20 protein-coding genes are annotated in these 24,216 nt (G+C 73.1%); 6 read left to right on the forward strand and 14 right to left on the reverse strand.

All coding sequences use genetic code 11. The features are described from left to right. Nucleotides 1–13: 13 nt before the first annotated feature. Nucleotides 14–1,657, forward strand: a complete 1,644-nt coding sequence (gene pgm, locus C6C15_RS14705; RefSeq protein ID WP_105950465.1) for a phosphoglucomutase (alpha-D-glucose-1,6-bisphosphate-dependent) — start codon at nt 14–16, stop codon at nt 1,655–1,657. Nucleotides 1,658–2,083: 426 nt separating this feature from the next. On the opposite strand, the gene C6C15_RS14710 is transcribed toward pgm, so the two are convergent. From C6C15_RS14710 to C6C15_RS14760, 11 genes are all read right to left on the reverse strand, one after another. Then, nucleotides 2,084–2,902 carry an ABC transporter ATP-binding protein gene (locus C6C15_RS14710; RefSeq protein WP_105950843.1) on the reverse strand — a complete coding sequence of 273 codons (819 nt, stop codon included), beginning with the start codon at nt 2,900–2,902 and terminating at the stop codon, nt 2,084–2,086. Nucleotides 2,903–2,913: 11 nt separating this feature from the next. Further along, nucleotides 2,914–3,948, reverse strand: coding sequence for an ABC transporter substrate-binding protein (locus tag C6C15_RS14715; protein WP_105950466.1), 1,035 nt, complete (start codon nt 3,946–3,948; stop codon nt 2,914–2,916). A gap of 30 nt (nt 3,949–3,978) precedes the next feature. Then, a complete protein-coding gene (locus tag C6C15_RS14720) occupies nt 3,979–4,830 on the reverse strand; it encodes an ABC transporter permease (RefSeq protein ID WP_105950467.1) in 852 nt (283 codons plus the stop codon). 141 nt (nt 4,831–4,971) lie between these two features. Continuing rightward, nucleotides 4,972–6,075 carry a glycerate kinase gene (locus C6C15_RS14725; RefSeq protein ID WP_105950468.1) on the reverse strand — a complete coding sequence of 368 codons (1,104 nt, stop codon included), beginning with the start codon at nt 6,073–6,075 and terminating at the stop codon, nt 4,972–4,974. After that, nucleotides 6,072–7,139 carry a LacI family DNA-binding transcriptional regulator gene (locus tag C6C15_RS14730; protein WP_085605956.1) on the reverse strand — a complete coding sequence of 356 codons (1,068 nt, stop codon included), beginning with the start codon at nt 7,137–7,139 and terminating at the stop codon, nt 6,072–6,074. Before C6C15_RS14730 ends, C6C15_RS14725 begins: the two co-directional genes overlap by 4 nt. Before the next feature lie 43 nt (nt 7,140–7,182). After that, a complete protein-coding gene (locus tag C6C15_RS14735; protein WP_105950469.1) occupies nt 7,183–7,947 on the reverse strand; it encodes a sugar phosphate isomerase/epimerase family protein in 765 nt (254 codons plus the stop codon). Nucleotides 7,948–8,049: 102 nt separating this feature from the next. Further along, entirely contained in the window at nt 8,050–8,967 is a 918-nt protein-coding gene (locus C6C15_RS14740; RefSeq protein WP_105950470.1) for a sugar phosphate isomerase/epimerase family protein, read from the reverse strand. Beyond that, on the reverse strand, nt 8,964–10,184 hold the full coding sequence (locus tag C6C15_RS14745) for a DUF993 family protein (RefSeq protein ID WP_105950471.1): 1,221 nt from the start codon (nt 10,182–10,184) through the stop codon (nt 8,964–8,966). The genes C6C15_RS14740 and C6C15_RS14745 overlap by 4 nt, the downstream gene beginning before the upstream one ends. Beyond that, entirely contained in the window at nt 10,181–11,350 is a 1,170-nt protein-coding gene (locus tag C6C15_RS14750; protein WP_085605948.1) for a Gfo/Idh/MocA family protein, read from the reverse strand. The genes C6C15_RS14745 and C6C15_RS14750 overlap by 4 nt, the downstream gene beginning before the upstream one ends. A 102-nt stretch (nt 11,351–11,452) precedes the next feature. After that, on the reverse strand, nt 11,453–12,553 hold the full coding sequence (locus tag C6C15_RS14755; protein ID WP_105950472.1) for a substrate-binding domain-containing protein: 1,101 nt from the start codon (nt 12,551–12,553) through the stop codon (nt 11,453–11,455). Further along, on the reverse strand, nt 12,550–14,385 hold the full coding sequence (locus tag C6C15_RS14760; protein ID WP_105950473.1) for a heparinase II/III family protein: 1,836 nt from the start codon (nt 14,383–14,385) through the stop codon (nt 12,550–12,552). The genes C6C15_RS14755 and C6C15_RS14760 overlap by 4 nt, the downstream gene beginning before the upstream one ends. Nucleotides 14,386–14,521: 136 nt before the next feature. On the opposite strand from C6C15_RS14760, the gene C6C15_RS14765 reads away from it, so the two are divergent. Together C6C15_RS14765 and C6C15_RS14770 are read left to right on the forward strand one after the other, a co-directional pair. Continuing rightward, nucleotides 14,522–15,535, forward strand: a complete 1,014-nt coding sequence (locus C6C15_RS14765) for a hydroxyacid dehydrogenase (RefSeq protein ID WP_105950474.1) — start codon at nt 14,522–14,524, stop codon at nt 15,533–15,535. Next, entirely contained in the window at nt 15,532–17,487 is a 1,956-nt protein-coding gene (locus tag C6C15_RS14770) for a DUF2264 domain-containing protein (protein ID WP_105950475.1), read from the forward strand. The genes C6C15_RS14765 and C6C15_RS14770 overlap by 4 nt, the downstream gene beginning before the upstream one ends. A gap of 6 nt (nt 17,488–17,493) precedes the next feature. Here C6C15_RS14770 and C6C15_RS14775 read toward each other — a convergent pair whose 3' ends face one another. Beyond that, nucleotides 17,494–18,483, reverse strand: coding sequence for a LacI family DNA-binding transcriptional regulator (locus tag C6C15_RS14775; protein ID WP_234024164.1), 990 nt, complete (start codon nt 18,481–18,483; stop codon nt 17,494–17,496). Nucleotides 18,484–18,564: 81 nt separating this feature from the next. Between C6C15_RS14775 and galT the strand changes: the two genes are divergently transcribed. Genes galT through galE form a run of 3 tightly spaced genes read left to right on the forward strand, consistent with a single transcriptional unit; the run spans nt 18,565 to nt 21,957 of the window. Then, nucleotides 18,565–19,752, forward strand: a complete 1,188-nt coding sequence (gene galT / locus C6C15_RS14780; protein WP_105950476.1) for a galactose-1-phosphate uridylyltransferase — start codon at nt 18,565–18,567, stop codon at nt 19,750–19,752. Further along, a complete protein-coding gene (galK, locus tag C6C15_RS14785; protein ID WP_105950477.1) occupies nt 19,749–20,933 on the forward strand; it encodes a galactokinase in 1,185 nt (394 codons plus the stop codon). Before galT ends, galK begins: the two co-directional genes overlap by 4 nt. A 46-nt stretch (nt 20,934–20,979) precedes the next feature. Further along, on the forward strand, nt 20,980–21,957 hold the full coding sequence (gene galE / locus C6C15_RS14790; RefSeq protein WP_060923382.1) for a UDP-glucose 4-epimerase GalE: 978 nt from the start codon (nt 20,980–20,982) through the stop codon (nt 21,955–21,957). Between the two features lie 2 nt (nt 21,958–21,959). Here galE and C6C15_RS14795 read toward each other — a convergent pair whose 3' ends face one another. Both C6C15_RS14795 and C6C15_RS14800 read right to left on the reverse strand, forming a co-directional pair. Beyond that, the gene (locus tag C6C15_RS14795) at nt 21,960–23,285 is read right to left on the reverse strand and encodes an MFS transporter (protein WP_105950478.1); all 1,326 of its coding nucleotides are present in this window, start codon (nt 23,283–23,285) and stop codon (nt 21,960–21,962) included. Next, nucleotides 23,282–24,208, reverse strand: a complete 927-nt coding sequence (locus C6C15_RS14800) for a polysaccharide deacetylase family protein (RefSeq protein ID WP_060923380.1) — start codon at nt 24,206–24,208, stop codon at nt 23,282–23,284. Before C6C15_RS14800 ends, C6C15_RS14795 begins: the two co-directional genes overlap by 4 nt. Between the last annotated feature and the right edge of the window lie 8 nt (nt 24,209–24,216).

Below are 24,216 nucleotides of genomic sequence, written 5' to 3' on the forward strand. Positions count from 1 at the left end.
GCAGACTGAGAGCATGAGCAGCCGTGCCGGCCTCCCCGCGGAGGAAAGTGACCTGATCGACGTCGACGAGCTGATCGCCGCCTACTACGACCGCGTGCCGAATCCGGATGTCGCGAGCGAGCGGGTCGTGTTCGGCACCAGCGGGCACCGCGGCTCGTCGCTCACGAAGAGCTTCAACGAGCACCACATCCTCGCCACGACGCAGGCCATCGTCGACTACCGCGCAGCGCAGGGCATCACCGGTCCGCTCTTCCTCGGGCGCGACACTCACGCGCTGTCCCTCCCGGCGGAGCGCAGCGCCATCGAGGTCCTGCTCGCGAACGGGGTGGACGTACGCGTCGACGCCCGGGATTCCTGGGTACCGACCCCCGCGCTGAGCCACGCGATCCTCACCTATAACCGCGACCGCGCCGCCGACGACCCAGGTCGCGCAGACGGCATCGTCGTGACCCCCTCGCACAACCCGCCTCGCGACGGCGGCTTCAAGTACAACCCGCCCCACGGCGGTCCCGCCGACACCGATGCGACCGGCTGGATCGCCGACCGCGCCAACCAGCTCATCGCCGACGGCCTGACCGAGGTGCGCCGCGAGCGCTTCGCCGACGTGGACTGGGACGCGATCACCGGATACGACTTCCGCGACGCCTATGTGCGCGACCTCCCGTCGATCATCGACATCGAGGCGATCCGCCGCGCCGGCGTGCGTATCGGCGCGGACCCGCTGGGTGGCGCCTCGGTGGAGTACTGGTCGCTGATCGCCGAGATGCACGACCTCGATCTCACGGTCGTCAACCCCGAGGTCGACCCCACCTGGCGCTTCATGACCCTGGACTGGGACGAGAAGATCCGGATGGACCCGTCGTCCCCGTCGGCCATGGCATCGCTCGTGGCGAAGAAGGGCGACTACGACATCCTCACCGGGAACGACGCCGACGCGGACCGGCACGGGATCGTCACCCCCGACGCCGGGCTCATGAACCCGAACCACTTCCTCGCCGTCGCCATCGACTACCTCTTCTCGCACCGGGAGCACTGGCCGCGTGAGGCCGCGGTCGGCAAGACGCTGGTGTCGTCGATGATCATCGACCGCGTGGCCGAGTCGCTCGGGCGGCGTCTGCTCGAGGTTCCGGTCGGCTTCAAGTGGTTCGTGCCCGGACTGCTCGACGGCTCCGTGGCGTTCGGTGGCGAGGAGTCGGCGGGGGCTTCGTTCCTCCGACACGACGGCTCCGTGTGGTCCACCGACAAGGACGGCATCCTCCTCTGCCTGCTGGCGGCCGAGATCCTCGCGGTGACCGGCAAGACCCCGTCGCAGCGCTACGCCGAACTGGAGGACGCCTTCGGCGCCTCCGCCTATCAGCGCGTCGACGCCCCCGCGACCCCCGAGCAGAAGGCGACGCTCGGCAAGCTCGCCCCGGAGTCGGTGACCGCGACCACCCTCGCCGGCGAGGACATCATCGCGAAGCTCTCGCACGCCCCCGGCAACGGTGCGGCGATCGGCGGCCTCAAGGTGCAGACTCCGCACGCCTGGTTCGCCGCGCGGCCGTCCGGAACCGAAGACGTCTACAAGCTCTACGCCGAGAGCCTGCGCGGTCCCGAGCACCTCGCCGAGGTGCAAGCCGAGGCCCGCGCCGTCGTATCCGCCGCCCTCGGCGACTGATCCTCCCTCCCTCGGCGCCGCCTCCCGGGCGTGCTGCGGGATCGAAACCGCTCCCCTCGGCCGGCGCCGGGGGGAGTTTTCGATCCCACCCTGCGGCTCGGAACGGACGAGCCCGCGGCGGGATCAAGAACGGGCCCACCAGACATCGGGGAGGGACGTTGTTGATCCCGCTCGCCGGGGCGTGGGGGATGGAACGCGCGAAGCCCGTGGCGGGATCGAGAACAGGCCGCCGGCGCCGGTCCGTCTGCCGCTCCTCTTGCGGGATCGAAAACGGGCTCGCCGGGGAACTCGGAGGGACCTTTTCGATCCCGCTCCGCGGACTGCCCCTGCCGCGGGATCGAAAACGGGCCCGGGGGACGCTGGGGAGGGGCGGTTTTGATCCTGCACGCGGGCGGGGGACGGACGGGGGCGGGGACGGACGGGGGGTCAGTCGGCGTCGGTGGAGGAGCCGAGGAGCTCTCGGACGCGGCTGGAGACGCGGTGGAACTCCTCCGTCTCCAGAACATCGGCGTAGCCGCGGCGAGCCGGGAGGTCGACGCGGTGCTCCTCCAGGATCCGCCCGGGGCGCGGCCCCATCACGATGACGCGACTGGCGAGGTAGACCGCCTCCGCGACCGAGTGGGTCACGAGCAGCACGGTCGTGCCGGTGGCGCTCCAGATCCGGTTGAGCTCGACGTTCATGCGCTCGCGCGTGAGGGCGTCGAGGGCACCGAACGGCTCGTCCATGAGCAGCACCCGCGGCTCGTGCAGCAGCGCGCGGCACAGCGACACCCGCTGCTGCATACCGCCGGAGAGCTCGTGCGGCAGCGACTTCTCGAAGCCGGTGAGCCCGGTCATCTCGATGAGCTCGTCGGCACGGGCCTGGGCCTTGCGCATGTCCATCCCGCGCATCTCGGCCTGCAGGAGGATGTTGCCGCGGACGCTGCGCCATTCCAGGAGCGCCGCCCGCTGGAACACGTAGCCGATATCCTGCCGCGGACCGCGGACCTCGTCGCCGCGCAGGCGGATGCTGCCGCGGCTCGGAGTGGTGAGTCCGGCGACGGCCTTCAGGAGCGTCGACTTGCCGCATCCCGAGGGCCCGGCGATGGAGAGGAACTCCCCCTCCTCCACGCGCAGGTCGACGCCCTCGAGAGCCGTGACCTGGCGCCGCTTGGAGGCGAAGGTGATCGCGAGATCAGAGACCTCGAGCGCCGGAGCGGTGCTCGTGGCCGCGGGTCCGCGTTCCTGCTGAACGTGAGTGTCCATGACGATCGGTCTCACTTCCCGGGGGTGAAGGCGTCGTCGAAGTACGTCTCCACGTCGCCGTCGCCCGAGATGAGCCCGGCCTCGGACAGGACCTCCAGCGTGGACTCCCAGTCCTCGGTGGCGTTCGCGCCGGGAGCCTGGCCCTGGGTGGCGTCGGTGTGGAGCAGCTCGATGGTCTCCTCCCACTGGTGCAGCAGGACCTCCTGCGACGGCATCTGCGGGTCCTTGCCCTCCATCGCGGCCACGGCCGCCTCTGGGTCCTCCTGCGCGGCCTCGAAGGCCTCGGAGGTCGCCGCGACCAGCGCCTCGACGAGCTCCGGGTCGTTCTCGATGGTGTCGGTGGGCGCGATGAGCCCGTTGCTGAAGAAGTTCAGGCCGGCGTCGGAGTAGCGCAGGTACTCGACGTCCTTGCCGCTCTTGTCGGCGATGGTCGGGCCCTGGTCGTGCGCGAAGCCGATGAGCCCGTCGACCTTCCCGGACAGCATGGCGGCGATCTTGCCCGCGGCGTCGAGGTTCTGCTGGGTCACGTCGCCCTCCTCCAGCCCCACGGCCTCGAGGTACATCGGGAAGGTCGTGGTCGGGGCGTCTCCCGCGGAGACCGCGATGGTCTTGCCCTTGAGGTCTTCCGGGCTGGAGATGCCGGAGTCGGCGAAGACCTGGACGGCCGACGGCGTGGTCTGCAGGAAGACGCCGACGCTCTTGATGCCGACGCCCTTGTCGATGTTCGCGAGGACGGCCGGGGTGTCCGCCCAGCCGAAGTCGACCTGCCCCTGCCCGACGGCCTGCGCGGTCTTCGTCGAGCCCTGGCCGGCCTTGATCGTGAGGTCGATGCCGTGCTCCTCGAAGATGCCCTGGTCGACGCCGTAGTAGAACGCGGCGTGCTCGCCGTACGGGTACCAGTTGAGCATGAGGGTGACCGGCGTGAGCTCGCCGCCGTCACCGTCGCCGGAGCTCGCCGGGGCCGTCGATCCTCCGCAGCCGGAGAGGGCGAGCACCGCGGCGGACGCGAGGGCGATCGAGCTGAGGATGGTGCCTGACTTCTTCATCAGTGCCTTCTTTCGTGGGGGCGAGGGGGGTCAGAGTCGGACGGTGGCCGCGGCGACGTCGCGCTTGGAGGCGTGCCACGGGATGAGGAAGCGCTCGGCGATCTGGATGATGCCGAAGAGGATGACGCCGAGCAGCGACATGATGATGAGCGCGGCGAAGAGCATGGCGGTGTCGAGGTTGCCGTTGGCCTGGAGGATCACGTAGCCGAGGCCCTCGTTCGCGCCGACGAACTCGCCGACGACGGCACCGGTGACCGCGAGCGTCGCGGCGACCTTGAGGCCGGAGAGGAGCTCGGGCAGCGCCGCGGGCAGCCGCACCTTGAGGAAGGTCTTGAAGCGGCTCGCTCCCATGGTCGAGGCGAGCTGGAGGATCTCCGGGTCGACGGTGCGCAGACCCGCGAGGCCCGAGATGACGACGGGGAAGAACGCCATGAGCACGGCCACGAGGATCTTCGGCTCCGCCCCGAACCCGAGCCACACGACGAACAGCGGGGCGATCGCGATCTTCGGGATGACCTGCGCGAAGAGGATGACGGGATAGAGCGTCTGCTCCAGGCCCCGCGAGTAGACCATGAGTACGGCGACGAGGACGCCGACGACGACCGCGATGACGAATCCGATCACGGTCTCGTAAGTGGTGACCCAGGTGTTCTGCGCGAGGTAGGCGGCGTTGTCGGTGAAGGCGGCCCAGGTGTCGGCCGGCGACGGGATGATGAACGCCGGCACCCACCCGAGGCTCGTGGAGACCCACCAGAGCGCGAGCACCGCGAGCACGAAGATGAGCGGATGCCAGTGGCGGCTCCACCAGCGGACGATGCCCGGAGGCTCGGGACGATCGGCGGCCAGCGCCAGGGTCATGGTCGCGGAGGGGGCAGACGACATGGGGTCCTCGACATCTTCGTGAAGGATTCGGGAAAGCGCATTCCCGTTCGGTGTTGCGAGTCTATGCCGACGCTTCTGCCGTGTCAACGCATGGCCGTGTCCGCACCGTCGTCGCCCCCGCAGGAGGGGCGTCCGGGCCGGTCACCGCGTCCGGGCGAGAGCCGCGCCCGCGACCCGCAGCCAGCGTGCGGGATCGGTCAGGGCGGCGGTCGTCGACCCCGCCAGCGCGGTCAACGACGCCGTCTCCGCGAAGAGGCTCGTGTCTGCGTCGTCCGCGATCCGACCCGCGGCGAGCAGAGGACGCGCCCCTGCCTCGGCGGCGAGCGCGGCGAGGAACGACGGCACCTTCCCGTCGCCCGACTGGCCGTCGTAGGACCCCTCGCCGGTGATCACGACCTCGGCACCACGGACGGCGCCAGCCAGATCGATGAGAGCGGCCACCTCGGCCGCCCCCGGAGCGAGGACCCCGCCCCAGCGAACGAGAGCGGCGCCCGTCCCCCCGGCGGCCCCCGTGCCCGGCAGCTCCGGGTCGACGGGCAAGAGGGCGGCGAGATGGGCGAGCGCGTCGTCGACGCGCGCGATGTCCTCCGGTGCCGTGAGCCCCTTCTGCGGGCCGAACACCGCTGCCGCGCCGCGCGAGCCGGTGAGCGGATTCGTGACATCGGTCAGCACGCGGACGTCGGGTGCCGCGCGCAGGGCCCCGAGATCCGCCGTGACGATGTCCGCCAGTCCGCGCGCGCCCCGCGCGACCGGATCGCCCGCCGCGTCCAGGAAGCGTGCCCCGAGGGCGGTGAGCATGCCCGTACCCCCGTCGGTGGAGGCGCTGGAGCCGATGCCGAGGATCAGGCGTGAGACGCCGTGATCGAGCGCCGCGGCGATCGCCTGCCCGAAGCCGGTCGTGTCGGCGTCCCAGGGGCGCAGACCGTCGAGGAGCTCGATGCCCGAGGTCGAGGCGATGTCGACGACGCCGGTGCCGCCGGGGGCGTCGGTCGTGCTCGGCAGGAGCAGCCACGACGTCTCGACGGGAGCGCCCGCCGGACCGTCGACCGTGATGGGCATCCGTCGCGCGTCGGGCACCGCCGTGGCGAAGGCGGCGACGGTCCCCTCCCCGCCGTCGGCCATCGGACGGAGCACGATGTCCGCAGCCGGCCCGACCTCCCGCCAGCCGTCGGCGAGTGCCGCGGCAGCGTCCGCCGCCGTGATCGTGCCCTTGAAACTGTCCGGCGCGATGACGACCCGGGTCATGCCCGCAGCCCCGGGGTGCTCGCACGCACGACCACCTCGAGCGGGAGCGTCGGCTGCTGCCAGTCCTCATCGACGATCGCGCGGAAGGCCTGGTAGCCGGCATCGCTCAGCGGCACGCAGACCGTGGTGAGGGCCGGGGTGACGTCGCGACTCGAGGGCACGTCGTCGAAGCCGCAGACCGCGATGTCGGCGCCGACCTCCCGCCCCGCTGCACGGATGGCCGCCATCGCGCCGATCGCCACGACGTCGCTGATGCCGAACACCACGGTGCCCTCGGGGACACCGGCGGCGAGGGCTTCGGTCATCGCCGCCGCCCCGGACTCCCGACGGAAGTCTCCGCGGACGGTCTGCGCGACCTCTCCGCCGCCTTCCGCGAATCCGGCGCGGAATCCCGCCAGCCGGTCGTCCGAGGTGCGCACGCCCTCCGCCGCCCCGACGAGTACCGCCGAGCGGTATCCGAGTTCCGCCATGCGACGGCCGAGCGCGGCGGCCCCGGCCCGGTTGTCGATCTCCACCCGGCGATCGCCGTCGCCGTCCGCGCCGAACGCGACGACGCGGCCGCCGAGCCGGGTGAACTCGGCGAGCTCGCGAGCGGTCTCGGCCTGCCCCTCCTCCTGCGTCCGCGAGGCGGCGAGGATGAGGCCCTGCGGACGCTGTCCGCGCAGCGCCCGGACGATGCGCGCCTCCCGCGCCGGGTCGCGCTCGGTGATGGCCACGGTCACGACGAGGCCCTGCTCATCGGCTCCGCGGGCGACGCCCGACGCGATGAGGCCGAAGTAGGGGTCGGCGATGTCGGCGACGAGGAGCGCGATCACCGGCGAGCGTCCGCGGGCGGTGGCCTGCGCGGAGACGTTGGCCGTGTAGCCGAGGGCCTCGGCGGCGGCCTCCACCCGTTCCCGGAAGGGCGCCGCGACCTTGCGTTCGGAGCCGTTGAGCACGCGGGACGCGGTCGCCAGCGACACACCGGCCTCGAGTGCGACGTCATGCAACGTGGGCGCCGGTCCCCGGGCGTGACGGGGGCGACGCGCGGCCGGCGGCTCTGCCGGTGTGGCGGACGGGGTCATGCTCCGAGCCTACCGACGGGAACGGAACCGCTTCGAGGGGCGCTCACGGCTGCCGCCCGAGAAACCCGAGGAGGGCGGCGGCTTCCCCGGCGAGGAGCTCCGGGGCGTCGTCGGGCACGAACTCCAGCAGCGCGTCGCGCGGCGGGTGCGCGGAGGCGGCGGCGTCCGCGAAGAACCGGGTCCACAGTGCGGACCGCGAGCGGAGCGGATGGCGCTCGGTGCGCGGCCACCAGGAGAAGACATGAGCGGCGGAGACATGGGGGCCGAGCCGGCGGAACTCCTCGAGCACCACGGGGACGGGGGCGCCGACCGTGGGCTGCCAGTACGTCGACAGCATCGGATGATCGACCTCGTGCAGCAGCTCGAGGGTGGCCGGGGCGGTGTCGGCGAGCGTGCCGCCGTGGAACTCCAGGGCGAGCCCGATGCCCCGGGCACCCGCTTCGACCGCCGCCGCGCGGAGGCGCGTCACGACGCGGGCACGCTCGGGCGCGGACGCCTCCGCGGAGCCGTGCTCACCGGCCCACACCCGCACGCGGTCAGCACCCAGGGCCGCGGCGCTGTCGAGGACCGCGGTGAGCGACTCCTCCGGACCGGCGCCGAAGTACGACCCGTACGACGCGACGGCGAGTCCGGCATCCGTGGTCATCCGCGCGACCTCCGCCGCGCGGTCGGCCTCTCCCGGCGGCACATGCACGTCTCCGCCCCACTCGATCACGTCGAGACCCGCGGCGGCCGCGAGCGCGACGATCCTCTCCGGCGGCAGGGCACGGAACGTCACCGAGCACAGTCCCGCACGGATCCCCGTCATCCCGTCATCCTCTCAGTCCTCCCGATCCCCCCGACCCCTTCCGGCCCGTTCCCTCCGCCGTCGTCGTGCATCCGGAACCACGGAGGACCGGGGAGTCCGGACTCACAGGTGGGGGGCGACCGCCGTCGCGAAGGCCTCGGCCGTGCGGCGGACCACACGGGCCGGGTCATCGGCCCAGACGTCGGCATGGAAGATCTCCACCTCGATGTCGCGGTCGTAACCGGTGTCCTGCACGGCCCGGGTGAGGGTTGCGAAGTCGATCACACCGTCCCCCGGATAGTGCCGGGAGAGGAGGGGATCTGCGGCGAGGGGGGTCTTCCAGTCGCACACCTGATACGTGGCGATGCGGCCCTCGCGTCCGGCCCTGGCGATCTGGTCGAGCACTTGCGGGTCCCACCAGATGTGGAACGTGTCGACGGCAGCGCCGACCACGGCAGGGTCGAAGTCCGCGGCGATGTCGAGCGCCTGGCCGAGGGTCGAGACCACCGCACGGTCCGAGGCGTACATCGGATGCAGCGGCTCGATCGCGAGGGCGACCCCGGCGGCTCGAGCGTCGTCCGCGAGGGCGCCGATGGCGTCGCGGACGCGCTCCCGCGCCCCGATGAGGTCGCGCGACCCCTCGGGCAGACCACCCGCGACGAGGACCAGCACCGCGGTCGAACCCTCCGCACCGGCCGCCGCGAGGGTGGCCGTCTCCTCGATCGCCCGCCGGTTGTCGTCGAGCGCGGCTTCGCGCTCCGGACCTGCCGGAAGCGTGAAGAAGCCCCCTCGGCAGTGCGTCGTGAAGCGCAGCCCGGAGTCGGTCAGCATGCGGGCGGCGACATCGAGGCCCACCTCCTGCACGGGCTCCCGCCACAGACCGATGGCCTCGACCCCCGCCGCCGCCGTGACGCGCAGGGCTGTCGCGAGGTCCGCGTGCTTCACGGTGGCCTGGTTGATCGAGAGCCGCGGGTGCGGCACGGTCCCGACGGCGGCCGCCCGGGACTCGCGCTCCGCCGCCAGGCTCCGGGTGGCGGTCATGCGTCCACTCCGTTCAGCCGGAGCAGGCCGTGCCAGCGCTCCCGCGCGAGCTCCGGCCGCTCCAGGGCGAGCGCCCCGTTCGCCAGCTCGACGATGCGGCTGAGGTGCGGCAGGCTCCGCGCGGAGTGCAGCCCCCCGACCATCTGGAACGCCGGCTGATGACCGTTGAGCCAGGACAGGAAGGCGACCCCGGTCTTGTAGTAGAAGGTCGGCGCCGCGAACACCTGCCGGCTCAGCTCCTCGGTCGGCCCGAGGAGGGCGAGGTACCGCTCGGAGTCGTCCGCGTCGAGCGCCTGGATCGCGGCGGAGGCCACCGGGGCGAGAGCGGCGAACGCGCCGAGCAGTGCGTCCGAGTGGCCGCGCGACGCGGGCCCCTCGGGCGCGGGGGCGCCGGTCAGGCTGTCCCCGCCGATGAGGCCCACGTAGTGGAAGTCGTCGCCGGTGAACATACGCACGCCCTCCGGCAGCCGCTCGCGCACCCAGACCTCGGACTCCGCGTCGAGCAGACTCATCTTCACCCCGGCGACCGCGGCGCGGTTCTCGCCGATGATGTCGAGCAACACCCCGGCGGCCTCCTGCCACGCGGGACCACCGCTCCCCCCGGAGGACGAGGGCGCGAAGTACCCCGCCAGCTCCGGATCGAACGCGGTGCCGAGCCAGTGCAGCACGACGGGGACCGATGCGCGGGAGAGCACCTCCCGGTACACGCGGCGGTAGTCGTCCGCGCTCTCCGCGACCCTGGCCAGGTGCCGCGAGGCCATGAGCACCGGCCCCGCCCCCTGCTCCTCGGCGAAGTGCAGCTGCTCGAGGTAGGCGGCGATCACCTGATCGAGCGGGATGCGCGCCTCGTCGACGTGGTCGGTGTTGACCCCGACCACGACCGTGCCGCCCTCCTCGCGGGCGACCTCCGCACTGCGGGCGATGAGTTCGCGCACCGCCGTCGCATCCAGACCCATGTTGCGCTGCGCGGTGTCCATCGCGTCGGCCACGCCGAGTCCCCACGAGTACACGTTGCGGCGGAACGCGAGCGTCGCGTCCCAGTCGATGTCGGCCGGCTGCCCCGGGGTGTTGCCCGCGTACGCCTTCGGGACGACGTGCGCGGCGGCATAGGCCACCCGACTGCGGAGCGGACCCTCCGGCCGCGTGACGGCGTCGGCCTCCCGGAGCTCCGTGTCGGCGGTGCGGCCGTCGGCGGCGAGCAGGCGGAGCGTGGTCATGCCCGGTCCAGGGTCAGCGGCTCGAGCACGATCTTGCGTCCCTCGGCACTGGACGCGAGTCCAGCCTCGGCGAACTGGACCCCGCGCGCGCCGGCGAGCAGATCGAACGGGTAGTCGGTGCCGAGGACGAACGAGGTGAGGTACTCCTCCCACTGCTGCCGGAAGCCGTTCTGGAACACGTCGTTCGTCGGCACCTGCTGCCAGTCGGCGTCGTAGTCGTGGCTATCCTCCAGGTCGGGGTTCCACACGGGCTTCGGCGTGGCGTTGCGCGGCTGGATCTTCGCGCCGAACAGCCCCACGACGGCGGAGCCGTGCGTGCCGTCGACCTGGAACTCCACGAGCTCATCACGGTTCACCCGCACGGTCCACGAGGAGTTGATCTCGGCGATCGCCCCGCCGTCGAGCTCGAAGATGCCGTAGGCGGCGTCCTCGGCCGTGGCCGTGTAGTGCTCGCCCTTCTCGTCCCAGCGGTCGGCGATGTGCACCGCGGCCTGCGCGTAGACGCTCTTGACCTCGCCGAAGAGGTTCTCCAGCACATAGTTCCAGTGGGGGAACATGTCGGTGATGATGCCGCCGCCGTCCTCCGTGCGGTAGTTCCAGCTCGGACGCTGCGCGGGCTGCCAGTCGCCCTCGAACACCCAGTAGCCGAACTCGCCGCGGACGGAGAGGATGCGGCCGAAGAAGCCGGAGTCGATGAGGCGCTTGAGCTTCTGCAGACCCGGGAGGTAGAGCTTGTCGTGGACGACGCCGGTCTTCACGCCGGCGTCGCGGGCGAGGCGGGCGAGCTCCAGGGCCTCGTCCAGCGACTCGGCGGTGGGCTTCTCGGTGTAGATCGCCTTGCCGGCGGCGATGGCCTTGCGGATCGCGGACGCCCGGGCCTTCGTGACGAGGAAGTCGGCGTAGATCTCCCATCGCGGGTCGGCGAGGGCGGCGTCGAGGTCGGTCGTCCAGTCCTCGATGCCGTGCTTCGCGGCCAGCTCCGCGAGCTTGGCCTCGCTGCGTCCGACGAGGATCGGCCGCACGGTCACGCGCGTGCCGTCCGGAAGCTCGATCCCGCCCTCGTCGCGGATCGCGAGGATCGACCGCACCAGGTGCTGCCGGTATCCCATGCGCCCGGAGACGCCGTTCATGATGATCCCGATCTCGCGGGTGGGGGCCTGTGCCATCTCGGTCCGTTCCTCTCGGTGGAAGCTGTCGGCGCTGACAGGGGAATCCTGGTAAGCGCTTTCCGAGATCATGGCATGAGACGCACGACCTCGCAACCGTCCCTAGCGCGGAGGGGCCGTGCTGGCGCGCACGTGCAGCGCCGGAGCCACCTCCACGCGCTCCGCGGGTCGCGCCGCCCCCTCGCGCAGGCGCTCGCGGATGAGCTCGACCGCACGGCGCCCGACGTGCTGCTTCGGCGGCCGCAGCGCGGTGAGCGGTGGGGACCCGTGCTCGGCGACCTCATCGTCGTAGGCGATGAGCGAGAGGTCGTCGGGCAGCCGCCAGCCCGCGTCCTGCAGATGCTGCTGGAGCAGGAGCGCCTGCGGGTCGGAGTGCACGAGCAGCGCCGTCGCCCCCGTCTCACGGATCTCGGCGAGCACCGCCGAGACCACCTCCGCCTGCACTGCCCCCTCCATCCGGTCCAGCGCCGCGTCGCGGTCCACCGTCACCGTGAGCCCAAGCTCGGCGACGGCTCGCGACCAGCCCTGCCGCAGCCCGGCGGAGGTCGGCGACTGCGGCGAGGTGAGGATCCCGACCCGCCGGTGTCCGAGCGCGGCGAGGTGCCCGGCGGCGAGCGCGCCTCCGAACGCGTGGTCGGTCGCCACGGTCTGCATCCGGGTGAGGGCGAGAGCCGGCGGGGTCCGGCGCTCCACGAGCACGACCGGCACCGGGAGCGTGTCCAGCCAGGAGAGCAGCGCATGGCCATCGGCGCCCTGCGTCTCGGGGGCCACGATGAGCCCGTGCACGGTTCCGGATTCCAGGAGCGCCGCGATCTGGCGGCGTTGGTCCTGCGCGGCGTAGCTGGCCCCGCGGAGCACGAGCTGCACCCCCGCCTCCATCCCAGCGCTCCGGGCGCCGACGACCACCTGCGGCCAGTAGTAGCTCAGCGACGGCACCACCATCCCGATGCGGAACTGCGGCCCGGGGAGGGCGGTCCGCGCGACGGTCGTGTCCAGCGCGCTCCGCAGCACCGCACCCCCGTGCACCCTGGTCAGCAGCCCGCGGTCCGCCAGCATCGTGATGTCGCGGCGGATGGTGAGCTCCGCCACCCCGAAGTCGCGGGCGAGATCGGCCACGCGCACCGCCCCCGTGCGGCGCAGCTCGTCCAGGATCCGTTCCCGGCGGGAGAGGCCGAAACGCGGGGTCGGGCGCTCCTCGGTCATGCCGCCCTCCCCTGCAGCTCCCAGCGCTCCGGACGGTCGAGCGGTGCGAAGAGGACGCGCGAGACCACCGGCCCCCACGAACGCTCCAGGAGCGCATCGTCCACGGCCCTGCTCTCGACGACGACGTCCGCCGGATCGTGGGCGATGCGCAGACCCCGCTTCCCCTCCGGACCCGGGAGGAGGACGACGTCACCGTGCACCTCGGGCGTCCCCGCGCACACGAGCACGAGGCGGGTGGCCGGGTCGGCGAGCGCCGGACTCTCGTCGCGCACGGTCACCGCACCGCCGCGCAGCAGCACCGTCCGCAGCCACGGATCGCCGCCCGGGAACGCCGCACCGAGGTCGAGGGTCCAGCCGTCGCTCCGCGCCTGCACCGCGGCCCGCCAGGCGCCGCCCGGCTGTTGCTCGCGCCCGCGGACCAGCGGCGTGGAGTGCCAGCCGCTGGTGACGTGCCACAAGCGGTAGCGGGCATCCGAGAAGGTCGCCGCGGTGTACGTAGCCCGACCGACGTCGATCACGACCGGGACGCCGTCGACCGCGATCGCGACCGCGCCGAGGTCGTTGTGGTTGTGGTTCTCGTCGTTGCGACCGCCCTTGACGACGACCGCGAGCCCCCGCGGATGCCCGCTCCGCTCACGGCGCAGACCCACGCCGAGGGAGGCGAACTCGACGCGCCCGGGCAGGGGCGCAGGCCCGGGATGCGCCGCCTGCCAGTCGGCGTCGAACAGCTCGGCCAGCGTCCGGCCGAGACCGGCGACGACATCGGCCTCGTCTCCGACGACGCGCCCCGGACGGCGGTGCCGCGCGGCGAACGCGGCCGTCGCCTCCAGACCGCACAGGACGGCGGCCCGGTGGAGCACGGACCACGGGAGGGCCTCCCCCGTGCGCGCCTCCGCATCCGAGAAGCTCGCCACCCACCCCTCCCCGAGCTGCACGCGCTCCGGGAAGAGGGCGAGCTCCCGCAGCCCGGCGAGGCGTCCGTCCCGGATCGCAGCGGCCACTGCTCCGTCGGTGAGCGCGTCGAGGAGGCCGAGCGCATCGAACGCCCTCCCCGCTCCCTGCCACCAGTAGGCGAAGCCCTCGTCGATGCCGCCGTCGGCGGGAAGCTGGGCGAGATAGCGATCGAGGCCGTCGATGCTGAGGGCGAGCACCCGCGCACGCAGCGGTTCGTCCGCGAAGGCGAGCGCCGCCGGCAGCAGGTTGCCGTGGATCCACGGCGCCCAGTTGTGCACGCGTTCCTCCGACCCCTCCCACGCCCACTCGCGGCGGTCGACGAACGGGCGCAGCACCCGGCGGACCGTCTCGTCCCGTACCCGTGCGACCAGACCGGGCGCGTGCGCGTCGAGAGCGTCGCCGAGCACCAGCACGGCCCACCCCGCCAGCGCCGCCGCCTCCCCCGCGCCGAGGTCGAGGACGGGGCGCTCGATGTCGGGGGCGCGCCGCCCGCGGGCGAACGCGTCGTCGTGAGCGGGCCAGCACCAGGTCGACTGCTCGACCAGGAGCCACAGTCCGTCCGCCACCTCGTCCAGCCGCTCGGCCGCCGGGTCGACGGCAGCGGCCAGGACGGCGCGACGGAGCCGGAGGTCGCGACGGAACACCGCCCCCTCCCAGCCGGCTCGGTCACCGGTGCGGGCGTAGGCGGCCCACTGCGAGAGGAGCGGTTGCGCCCAGGCGGTGCCGCGCTCGCCGTCCGCCGCCGCCAGGATGGTCGCGCGGAGTTCGGGTGCCACGGACGTCCATGTCCCGCGGTCGGTGCTCGGCGGCACGACGGGCCGATCGACGGCGCCGTGCTCTCGCCACAGATCGCTCAGGGTGCCGCGGGGGATCAGCATCCGGTTCTCGCCTTCATTGTTCGAGTCTGTTCGATCAGCAGGGTTTCGGTTCGATCACGTTGCCTGCACTCGAACGCACAGTCTTCACTGGAACCGCGCGCTTCGGCAAGCGCATACCCGAGACCCGCGGAGACCCATGACCCCTCGACCAGTCGTCCTCGCCGCTCTCTCGACGGAGGCGTGGGACCTCGTGTTCGACGATGCGCGGCGCGCCCGCCTGCAGACCCTCGCCGCGCCCGGCGATCCGGTGCACACCCCCGCTCTCGACGCCCCGACGCTGGACGACCGCCTCGCCGCCGTGGAGGTCCTGGTGACGGGGTGGGGCGCTCCGGTCCTGGACGCACCTCTGCTCGATCGGCTCCCCCGGCTGCGCGCGGTGTTCCACGCGGCGGGAAGCGTGCGCGGCCTCGTGTCCGACGCGTTCTGGGAGCGCGACATCCTGCTCACCTCGGCTGCCGAGGCCAACGCGGCCCCGGTCGCGGAGTACACGCTCGCAATGATCCTGCTCGCCGGCAAGCGCGCCCTCCTCCCGCTCCGTGCGGACGACGCGCAGCACGACCTGCGCGTCGGGCCTCGCGTCGGCGGGCGCATCGGCAACCTCGACCGCACGGTCGGCATCGTCGGGTTCTCCCGCATCGGCCGCCGCGTCGTCGACCTGCTGCGGCCCTTCCCTGGGCTGCGGGTGCTCGTCGCCGACCCGTACGCGGACCCCGAGGAGGTGGCCGCGGCCGGTGCCCGGCTCGTCCCGCTCGACGCCCTGCTCCCCGCCGTCGATCTGCTTTCCCTGCACGCACCCGCCCTGCCCGCGACGCGGGGGATGATCGGCCGCGCGCAGCTCGCGGCCCTGCGCGACGGCGCCACGGTGCTCAACACCGCGCGGGGCGCCCTCCTCGATCACGAGGCGCTTCTCGCGGAGTGCGCCGCCGGTCGCCTCGACGCGATCCTCGACGTCACGGACCCGGAGCCGCTTCCGCCCGACCACCCGCTGCTGCACCTGCCTAACGTCGCGGTCACCCCGCACCTCGCCGGCTCCCTCGGCACCGAGGCGCACCGGCTGGCCGACGCCGCCCTCGACGAGCTGGAGGCGTGGGTGACCGGCCTTCCGCCGCGGCACCCCGTGCACCGCGCCGACCTCGCGCACAGCGCATGACCCTCCTCGCGCTGCCTCCGGACGACCGCGCGCTCTCCCCGTACACGGGATGGACGCGTGCGCACCTGATGACGGTGGCCGATGCGATCCTCGACGGGGCCGCCCGACATGCGAGCCCGGCGGGTGCGGGCATCCGCTACCCCGGCGCCCCCGGTGGCTTCGGCTCCGCGGTCGATGCGCTCGAGGGATTCAGCCGCACGTTCCTGTTGGCCGCGTTCCGCATCGCCGGCGACCCGCTCGGCACGGAGTCGCTGGCCGACCGGTACGCCCGGGGCCTCGCTGCCGGTGTCGACCCCGACGGTGCCGAACGGTGGCCGCGCCCTGATGAGGTCGACCAGGCGAAGGTCGAGGCGGCGGCGCTCGCGGTGGGCCTGCACCTCACGCGCGACACGGTGTGGGCGCGCCTCGACGACACGGCACGGACCCACACCGTGGACTACCTCGCGAAATTCGTCGGCGGCAGCTACCCGCCGAACAACTGGGCGTGGTTCCGGGTGCTCGTCGAGCAGTTCCTGGAGAGCGTCGGCGGGCCGACTTCCGCCGCGGACCGCGCCGCCGACCTCGCACTCCTCGACGGCTTCGAACGCGCGGGCGGCTGGAGCGCGGACGGTGCCGCCCGGTCGTTCGACCACTACGCCGGCTGGGCGCTGTCCTTCTATCCGCTGCTCTGGGTGGACATGGTCGGTGAGGAGCCGCGGCACACGGACCGGGTCGCCCGGTACCGCCGCCGGCTCGACGCGTTCCTCGACGACGCGCTGCACCTCGTCGGCGCCGACGGGGGACCGCTCCTTCAGGGGCGCAGCCTCACCTACCGCTTCGCCACGGCGGCCGCGGCCGGGGTGGCCGCGTTCAGCGGCACGTCCCGGCACCACCCCGGCCTGCTGCGCCGCGCGGTGAGCGGGCAGGTGCGGCACTTCGCCGACCGGGGCGCGCCGGACGCGACCGGAGTTCTCCCTCTCGGCTGGCACGGACCCTGGCGCCCGCTCGCCCAGGACTACTCCGGCCCCGGCTCCCCGTACTGGGCGGCGAAGGGCCTTCTGCCCCTCGCGCTTCCCGCCGCGCATGGGTTCTGGACCGCCGTCGAGCATCCCCTGCCGATCGATCGGGGTCCGTTCGCCCGCGTCCTCCTCGCCCCGGGATGGCTGGCCACGGGCACCGCGGACGGCATCGTGCGGGTGGTCAACCACGGCACCGACCACCGCACGCCGGGTGCCCACCAGCCGGATGCGCCGTTGTACGCGAAGCTCGGCTACTCCACCGCGACCGCCCCGGTACTCGCGGGGCCCGGTGTGCGAGACGGGCTGGACGGCACGGTCGCCGTGGTGCGCGGGGGCCGAGCGAGCCACCGCTCGGGCTTCCTGACGGGAATGCTGAGGGAGACGGACGGCACGGCGTTCGGCGGTTCCTCCGGCCCCGTGCACTGGCACGACGGCGTCCGCTCGGAGTTCGACGTCGGCGGAGGCGGCGCGGCCGCCGAGACGACGATCGGCCCCGTGGTCGATGTGGTGTCGGTGGTACGCGGACCGTGGGAGGTGCGGCTCGTGCGGGTCCGGTCGGGCGCGAGGACGGAGGGGGCGATCCACGACGGCGACGTCCTCCGCATCGGCGGGTGGGCGCTATCCGCCCCCATCGTCGTCGAGACCGGCCCCGCGGCCGTCGCCGCCCTCACTCCCGGCGGGGAGACGCAGAGCCGGGTGGTCGGCCTCCACGGCCTCGACGACGCGACCGCAGGCTTCCGGCGGGAGCGGGACGTGACGCCGCTCGGCCCGGAGACCGCCACCCCGTGGCTCTCCGCGGCGGTGCGTCCCGACGCCTGGATCGCGGCGGGCGTGCTGCTCGGGAGTTCGCCCGGGGCTCCCCGGCTCGATCTGCGGCAGGACGATGTGACGGTGTCGTGGCCGGACGGCGCCGCGACGACCCTTCACCCCGAGGAGTTCCTGCCCCGCGGTTGAGCGTTGTCAGCGGCGTGCCGTGCTCGCCCGCTCCACGAGCCGGGTCGGCACCACCACGGGTACTGCGGGATCCGTTGCCGTCCCGTCGCCCTCCACAGCCGCGATGAGGGCGGTGACCGCCCGCTGCGCGAGCGCCGGGAAGTCCTGCCGGACGGTCGTGAGCGGCGGGAGGAAGTTCGCCGCCTCCGGGATGTCGTCGAAGCCGACCACGCTGACGTCGCCGGGCACCGCGCGCCCGGACTCCGCCACGGCCCGCAGCAGCCCGAGCGCCATCTGGTCGTTGGCGCAGAACACCGCCGTCGCCGGTCCCAGGGCCGGTGCCGCGGCGAAGCCCGACTCCGCGCTCCAGTCCCCGCGCGCGACCGCCGGGGGCGTGCGTCCGGCCGCCGCCAGGGCGTCGCGCCACCCGCGCTCGCGCTCCACGGCCGCGAACGACTCCTCCGGCCCTGCGAGGTGGTGGACGGTCTCGTGCCCGAGAGCCAGCAGGTGCTGCGTCGCGGCGCGCGCTCCCGCGAAGTGATCGCTGTGGACGACCGTCGCTCCGGCACCGGCCCGCGCGTCTACGACGACGAGGTGCAGGCCGGGCGGCAGGGTCGCGGCGGGGACGAGCGCGGAGGCCTCGTTCAGCACGACAGCCCCGTCCACGCCCTGATCGGCGAGCCGGGCGAACGCGGCCTCCACGCCGTCCGCGGCCGTGACGACCGTGAGCGCGTAGCCACGCTCCGCCGCCGCCTCGGCCGTGGACTGCAACATGCGCGAGTTGCCGACCGTGGCGAGGGTGGTCACGACGAGGCCGATGGTGTGGCTGCGGCCGGTGCGCAGGGCCCGCGCGGCCCGGTGCGGCCGGTATCCCAGTTCTGACATCGCGGCCTCGACCCGCGCCCGGGTGTCCGGATCGACGCGCGGGCTGCCGTTGACGACGCGGGACACGGTCTGCCCGGAGACGCCAGCGCGCGCCGCCACGGTCGCCATGGAGACGCGAGCGGCGGTCGCCATCGGGCGCTTCTCGACCACGGATCCTCCGTTCACAACTCAGTGATGTTGACGTTAGCACGGCGCCCCACCTAGCATGTTGACGTGAACACGCCCGAATCTCCTGAGATCCGCACCGAGCTTCTCGGCGCCGGCGTCGTCAAACGCGCGACGACCCTCGCCGACGGCCGTGACCTCATCTACTACGACGATCCGGACACCACTCTGGGTGCCGAGCGGTCGGTCGACGCCCGGACCCTGGCACCTCGACCGGACACCGCGACCATGCGGCTCGACGTGCTCACGGGCGATTGGATCACCGTCGCCGCCAACCGCCAGAACCGCGTCATGATGCCGGGAGCCGACGCCGACCCGCTCGCGCCGCAGACGCCGGGGAATCCTTCCGAGGTGCCGTCCCGGTACGACGTGGCCGTGTTCGAGAACCGCTCCCCCGCGTTCGGCCCCGCCCTTGCCGAGCCCGTCGGCACCGCCCCCGGGGCGACGAACCCCCCGCGCGGCCTCGACGACCTCGCGGCCCTCGGACTCGGGCGCACCCGTAGCGCCGTCGGCCGCTGCGAAGTCGTGTGCTTCAGCCCCGAGCACTCCGGCTCCTTCGGGACGCAGACCGAGACCCGCGCCCGCACCGTGATCGAGGCCTGGGCCGACCGCACCGCCGCCCTGTCCGCCCTCCCCGGCATCCAGCAGGTCTTCCCGTTCGAGAACCGGGGCGAGGCGATCGGCGTCACGCTCCCCCACCCGCACGGCCAGATCTACGCGTACCCCTACGTGACCCCACGCACCGCCCGGGTGCTGGACGCGGTCGACCGCACCGCGCCCGACCTCTTCGCCCGCATCCTCGCCGAGGAGCAGGCGTCCGAGCGGGTGGTGTTCCGCGGCGAGCACTGGACGGCGTTCGTGCCCTTCGCGGCGCGGTGGCCGCTCGAGGTGCACCTCATGCCGCATCGGCACGTGCCGGACCTCGCCGAGACCACAGCGGAGGAGCGCGACGAGCTCGCCCCGCTCTACCTCCGCCTCCTCCGCGGTGTCGACGCGCTCTACGACAGCCCGACGCCGTACATCGCCGCCTGGCACCAGGCCCCCGTCCACATCTGCCGCGACACCGTGCGCCTGCACCTGCAGCTCACGAGCCCGCGCCGCGCCGCCGACAAGCTCAAGTTCCTCGCGGGTTCCGAGGCCGCGATGTGGGCGTGGGCCGCCGAGGTCGCGCCCGAGCAGGGCGCCGCCCGACTCCGCGAAGCCCTCGCCCGCACCGATCAGGAAGCCTCCGCATGACCTCCGCACACGACGCCGCCGCCGAGCTCTTCGCCGCTCTCGCCGGGCGCACCCCGGACGGCGTCTGGTCGGCGCCGGGACGGGTGAACCTCATCGGCGAGCACACCGACTACAACGACGGCTTCGTGCTCCCGTTCGCCATCCCCCAGCGGACGGTCGCCGCGGTCGGTCGTCGCGCCGACGGTCGGCTCCGCGTCGCCTCGACCTTCGCGGACGAGCCGGTGGAGGTCGCCCTCGACGAGCTGGACCACCTTTTCCCCACCCCGCCCGGTACGGAGCCCGCGGTGCCGGAGTGGGCCGCCTACCCGCTGGGCGTCGCCTGGGCGCTGCGTGCGGCCGCCGACGTGACCGCGGTCTCCGGGCTGGACATCGCGATCGCCTCCGAGGTCCCGGTCGGCGCCGGGCTCTCGTCGTCCGCCGCGATCGAGGGCGCGACGGCCGCGGCACTGAACGAGCTCTGGGACACCGGTCTCGACGCCGTGGCCCTCGCCCGCGTCGGGCGGACGGCCGAGAACGAGGCCGTGGGCGCGCCCACCGGGATCATGGACCAGATGGCCTCGATGCTCGGGGAGCCCGACGCCGCGATCTTCCTCGACTGCCGCTCCCTCGCCGCCGAGGTCGTGCCGCTGGGCATGGCAGACGCCGGCCTCGCGGTGCTCGTGATGGACACCCGCGTCACGCACGCGCACTCCACCGGCGGCTACCGGGAACGCCGGGCCGCTTGCGAACGCGGAGCCGCGATCCTCGGAGTGTCCGCGCTGCGCGACGTCGCCGTGGCCGACCTCGCCAGCGCCGAGAGCCTGATGGACGACGTGACCTTCCGCCGCGTGCGCCACATCGTCACGGAGAACCAGCGCGTGCAGGACACCGTGGCGACGCTGCGCACCGCGGGCGCACGCGGCACCGGCGACCTCCTCGTCGCGTCCCACGCGTCGATGCGCGACGACTTCGAGATCTCCACGCCCGAGCTCGACGCCGCCGTGGAGACCGCCCTCACGTCGGGCGCGGTGGGTGCACGCATGACCGGCGGCGGGTTCGGGGGTGCCGCGATCGCCCTCGTCGACCGCGACGCCGTGCCCCACCTCGCCGATGCGGTGCGGGGGCGGTTCGCCGCGGAGGGCTTCGTCGCCCCGCACCTGTTCGAGGTCAGCCCGTCCGCAGGTCCGCGCCGCGACGCCTGACACAATGAAGGGTCGAGCCGCCACCGCCGCGGCAGGAGAGGAACGCATGTCCTGGATCGTCACCGGCGGCGCCGGCTACATCGGTGCCCACGTCGTCCGCGCCCTCGCGGAGGCCGGCCTCTCCCCCGTCGTGCTGGACGACCTGTCCAGCGGCGTGGCCTCGTTCGTACCGGAGGGCGTGCCCTTCGTGCGGGGCAGCATCCTCGACCGCGCCCTCGTCGAGGAGACGCTGCGCACCCACGAGGCGGAGGGCGTGATCCACGTCGCGGGCTACAAGTACGCCGGAGTCTCGGTCCAGCGCCCGCTGCACACCTATGCCCAGAACGTGGAGGGGACGCGGATCATCCTCGAGGCGATGGCGGCGGCGGGTGTCGCGAACATCGTCTTCTCTTCTTCGGCGGCCGTGTTCGGCACCCCGGACGTCTCCCTCGTCGTCGAGGACACCGCCAAGCGGCCCGCGAGCCCCTACGGCGAGTCGAAGCTCATCGGAGAATGGCTGCTCCGCGATCAGGCGATCGCCACCGCCGACTCCGACCGCCCGCTGCGCCACACCTCGCTGCGGTACTTCAACGTCGTGGGCTCGGCCGACCCGACGGTCTACGACGTCAGCCCCCACAACCTCTTCCCCATCGTCTTCGAGGCGCTGATCGAGGGCCGCACTCCCAAGATCTTCGGCGACGACTACGACACCCCTGACGGCACGAACGTCCGCGACTACGTGCACGTGGGTGACATCGCCGCCGCCCACGTCGCCGCGGCGCAGCGCCTGGCCTCGGGTGCTCCGATCGAGCCCGCGTACAACCTCGGCTCCGGCGATGGCCTCAGCGTGAAGCAGATCATGGATGCGGTCGCCCGCGTCACCGGCATCGACTTCACCCCGGAGATCGGCCCTCGCCGCCCCGGCGACCCGGATCGGATCGTGGCGACCGGCGAGCTCGCGGCCCGCGACCTCGACTGGACCATGCGCTACACGGTCGACGAGATGGTGCGCACGGGCTGGGAGGCCCGCCGCGCCGCCGGCTGACCTCACACGTCGCGGGTGCGGAGCGGGTAGAGCCAGAAGCACAGCCATCCGACGGCGGTGAACGCCAGCGGGATGACCGCCAGCATGAGCCGGATGCCGCCGTCGACGGCCTCCGGCTGCGCGTCGCCGAGCTCGGCGTCGAAGCCGGTCGCGGTCAGCACGGCCGCGGCGACGATCGCCTGGAGGACCACGGAGCCGCGGACGACGAAGCCGTTCACACCGAAGTAGGCGCCCTCGCGGCGGTGGCCCGTGCGATGCGCGTCGTCGTCGATGATCTGGGCGAGCACGACCTCGAGGAGCTGCAGCAGCCCGCCGACGCCGACCCCGACCGCGATCCCGACGAGAGCCGCCGCTCCCACGGACGTCGGGATGAGGTACCCGAGCACCGCGACCCCGAACACCCCGACGCTCCAGAGCAGGGCCGTGCGCGGGGAGGTGCGCCGGACCACCGCGCTCCACAGCACGATCGACGGGATCGCCGTGAGGAAGATGGCGCCGAGCAGGAGGCTCCCCTCGCCCTCGGCCACCCCCAGCGAGTAGCGGACGTAGAAGGGGACGGCGGCGAGGATCACGGCGATCGAGGTCTGCACGCAGAGCGAGCCCAGCACGTACGGCACGAAGGCGCGGTTACGGAACGTGTAGACGAGCTGATCCCGCCAGCGCATCGCCTCGGAGGCGGCCTCCGGCACCCGGCGCTCGATCATCCCGCCGAGGAACGACCAGGCGAGCAGCACGAGACAGACACCGGACAGCACGAGCGCCATCCCCGGCCAGCCGATTGCGTCATAGAGCGCGGGGGCTCCGGCCGTGCCGAGCACCATGCCGAGGATCGCGAAGATCTGCCGCGGCACGTTCCCGCGGGCGCGCTCCTCCGTGGTGCGGAAGATCTCCGGGAACAGAGCGGAGATGTTCAGCACCACCACGACGAAGGCGATGTCGTAGACCGCGACGACCACGAGGAACCACACGATCAGCCCGGCCGCCGGGAGCGCGGGCGGCATCCAGACGAGGGCGAAGGCCACGACGAGCGGCACGATGCCGAGCCCGATCCACGGGATGCGGCGGCCCCACGGCGTGCGGATCCGGTCGGAGAGCGCCCCGACGACCGGGTTGAGCGCCGCGTTGAGGATGCCGTGCGCGATCATCGCCGCCGCCACCCACCCCGCGGGGACGGCGAGGTGCGAGACGTAGAAGTACACGACGAACGCCGAGAACGTCTGCGTCATCAGCTGCGTCGGGAACCCCGAGGCCCCGAAGGCGATGGTCTGGGAGCGGGTGGGAGCGGCGTCGAGACGGCGGTCGCGCAGCCGTTCGCCGAGCGTCGTCATCGGGCGTCTCCCCGCTGCAGGTCCCGCAGCGCGCGCCAGCCGACGCGGACCAGGCCCTCCTCGGCGATGGTCTGCTGCACGAGAGGGTCGTCGAGCAGCCGCAGCTCGTAGCCGCGCTTGGCCGCCGCGAAGTCCACCGCGGCGCGCAGCTCCTCGCCGTCGGCCATCGGATGCAGGTAGATCTCGGTGACCCCGGGCGGGACGGCGCGCAGCACCGCGAGGAAGCCGTCCCGGACCTGCTCGTACGACTCCTCGTCGGCGGTGCCCTCGCCGCGCAGCTCGAACGGGTGCGTCCACAGCCGGTCGACGATCTCGACGCCGAACGCATCGGCCACTGCCGCGGCCTCGGTGAGCTTCGCCTGCAGCATCGGATCGGCGTCCGCTCCCTCCATCTCGCGGGGCAGGCGGAAGGGGAGGCCATGCCGGGCGGCGAGCTCGAAGACGGCGCGCAGGAAGTCGCGGCCGGTCAGCAGCCCGTAGACGGATCCCATGTGGTTGTCGAGGTGGGTCACGTCGACGCCGGCATCGAGCGCGGTCTGCAGCTGGGCGGCGATCTCGGCCGCGACGTCCGCTTCGGAGGCGTGCTGCTCCACCGTCGCGACGTCGGCGGGGAAGTAGCCGTCGGCGTCGACCAGGGTCGAGGCCCCGGTGAGCGGACGCCATCGGTACCGGCGCCACTCGCTCGTGAGCACGAGGTGCACGCCCACGTCGAGGTCCGGGTGGGCAGCGGCGAAGGCGAGCGCTTCCGGGGACCACGCGCAGGGCACCATCACCGTCGCCGAGTCGATCCGGCCGCGCACGAGGAGTCCGGAGATCGCGGCGTTCGCGGCATGGCACATCCCGAAGTCGTCGGCGTTGAGGATGACCGCCCTGGCTCCGGACGGCAGTCCGAGTCGGTCGGCGAGGGCGGAGGAGGCGGTCATGGCGTGTC

The sequence above is a fragment of the Microbacterium sp. str. 'China' genome, from assembly GCF_002993305.1.
GTDB lineage: Bacteria > Actinomycetota > Actinomycetes > Actinomycetales > Microbacteriaceae > Microbacterium > Microbacterium paraoxydans.

Coding starts and splice junctions, on each gene's coding strand:
- pgm (WP_105950465.1), top strand. CDS start 14: ATGAGCAGCCGTGCCGGCCTCCCCGCGGAGGAAAGTGACCTGATCGAC.
- C6C15_RS14710 (WP_105950843.1), bottom strand. CDS start 2,902: ATGGACACTCACGTTCAGCAGGAACGCGGACCCGCGGCCACGAGCACC.
- C6C15_RS14715 (WP_105950466.1), bottom strand. CDS start 3,948: ATGAAGAAGTCAGGCACCATCCTCAGCTCGATCGCCCTCGCGTCCGCC.
- C6C15_RS14720 (WP_105950467.1), bottom strand. CDS start 4,830: ATGTCGTCTGCCCCCTCCGCGACCATGACCCTGGCGCTGGCCGCCGAT.
- C6C15_RS14725 (WP_105950468.1), bottom strand. CDS start 6,075: ATGACCCGGGTCGTCATCGCGCCGGACAGTTTCAAGGGCACGATCACG.
- C6C15_RS14730 (WP_085605956.1), bottom strand. CDS start 7,139: ATGACCCCGTCCGCCACACCGGCAGAGCCGCCGGCCGCGCGTCGCCCC.
- C6C15_RS14735 (WP_105950469.1), bottom strand. CDS start 7,947: ATGACGGGGATCCGTGCGGGACTGTGCTCGGTGACGTTCCGTGCCCTG.
- C6C15_RS14740 (WP_105950470.1), bottom strand. CDS start 8,967: ATGACCGCCACCCGGAGCCTGGCGGCGGAGCGCGAGTCCCGGGCGGCC.
- C6C15_RS14745 (WP_105950471.1), bottom strand. CDS start 10,184: ATGACCACGCTCCGCCTGCTCGCCGCCGACGGCCGCACCGCCGACACG.
- C6C15_RS14750 (WP_085605948.1), bottom strand. CDS start 11,350: ATGGCACAGGCCCCCACCCGCGAGATCGGGATCATCATGAACGGCGTC.
- C6C15_RS14755 (WP_105950472.1), bottom strand. CDS start 12,553: ATGACCGAGGAGCGCCCGACCCCGCGTTTCGGCCTCTCCCGCCGGGAA.
- C6C15_RS14760 (WP_105950473.1), bottom strand. CDS start 14,385: ATGCTGATCCCCCGCGGCACCCTGAGCGATCTGTGGCGAGAGCACGGC.
- C6C15_RS14765 (WP_105950474.1), top strand. CDS start 14,522: ATGACCCCTCGACCAGTCGTCCTCGCCGCTCTCTCGACGGAGGCGTGG.
- C6C15_RS14770 (WP_105950475.1), top strand. CDS start 15,532: ATGACCCTCCTCGCGCTGCCTCCGGACGACCGCGCGCTCTCCCCGTAC.
- C6C15_RS14775 (WP_234024164.1), bottom strand. CDS start 18,483: ATGGCGACCGCCGCTCGCGTCTCCATGGCGACCGTGGCGGCGCGCGCT.
- galK (WP_105950477.1), top strand. CDS start 19,749: ATGACCTCCGCACACGACGCCGCCGCCGAGCTCTTCGCCGCTCTCGCC.
- galE (WP_060923382.1), top strand. CDS start 20,980: ATGTCCTGGATCGTCACCGGCGGCGCCGGCTACATCGGTGCCCACGTC.
- C6C15_RS14795 (WP_105950478.1), bottom strand. CDS start 23,285: ATGACGACGCTCGGCGAACGGCTGCGCGACCGCCGTCTCGACGCCGCT.
- C6C15_RS14800 (WP_060923380.1), bottom strand. CDS start 24,208: ATGACCGCCTCCTCCGCCCTCGCCGACCGACTCGGACTGCCGTCCGGA.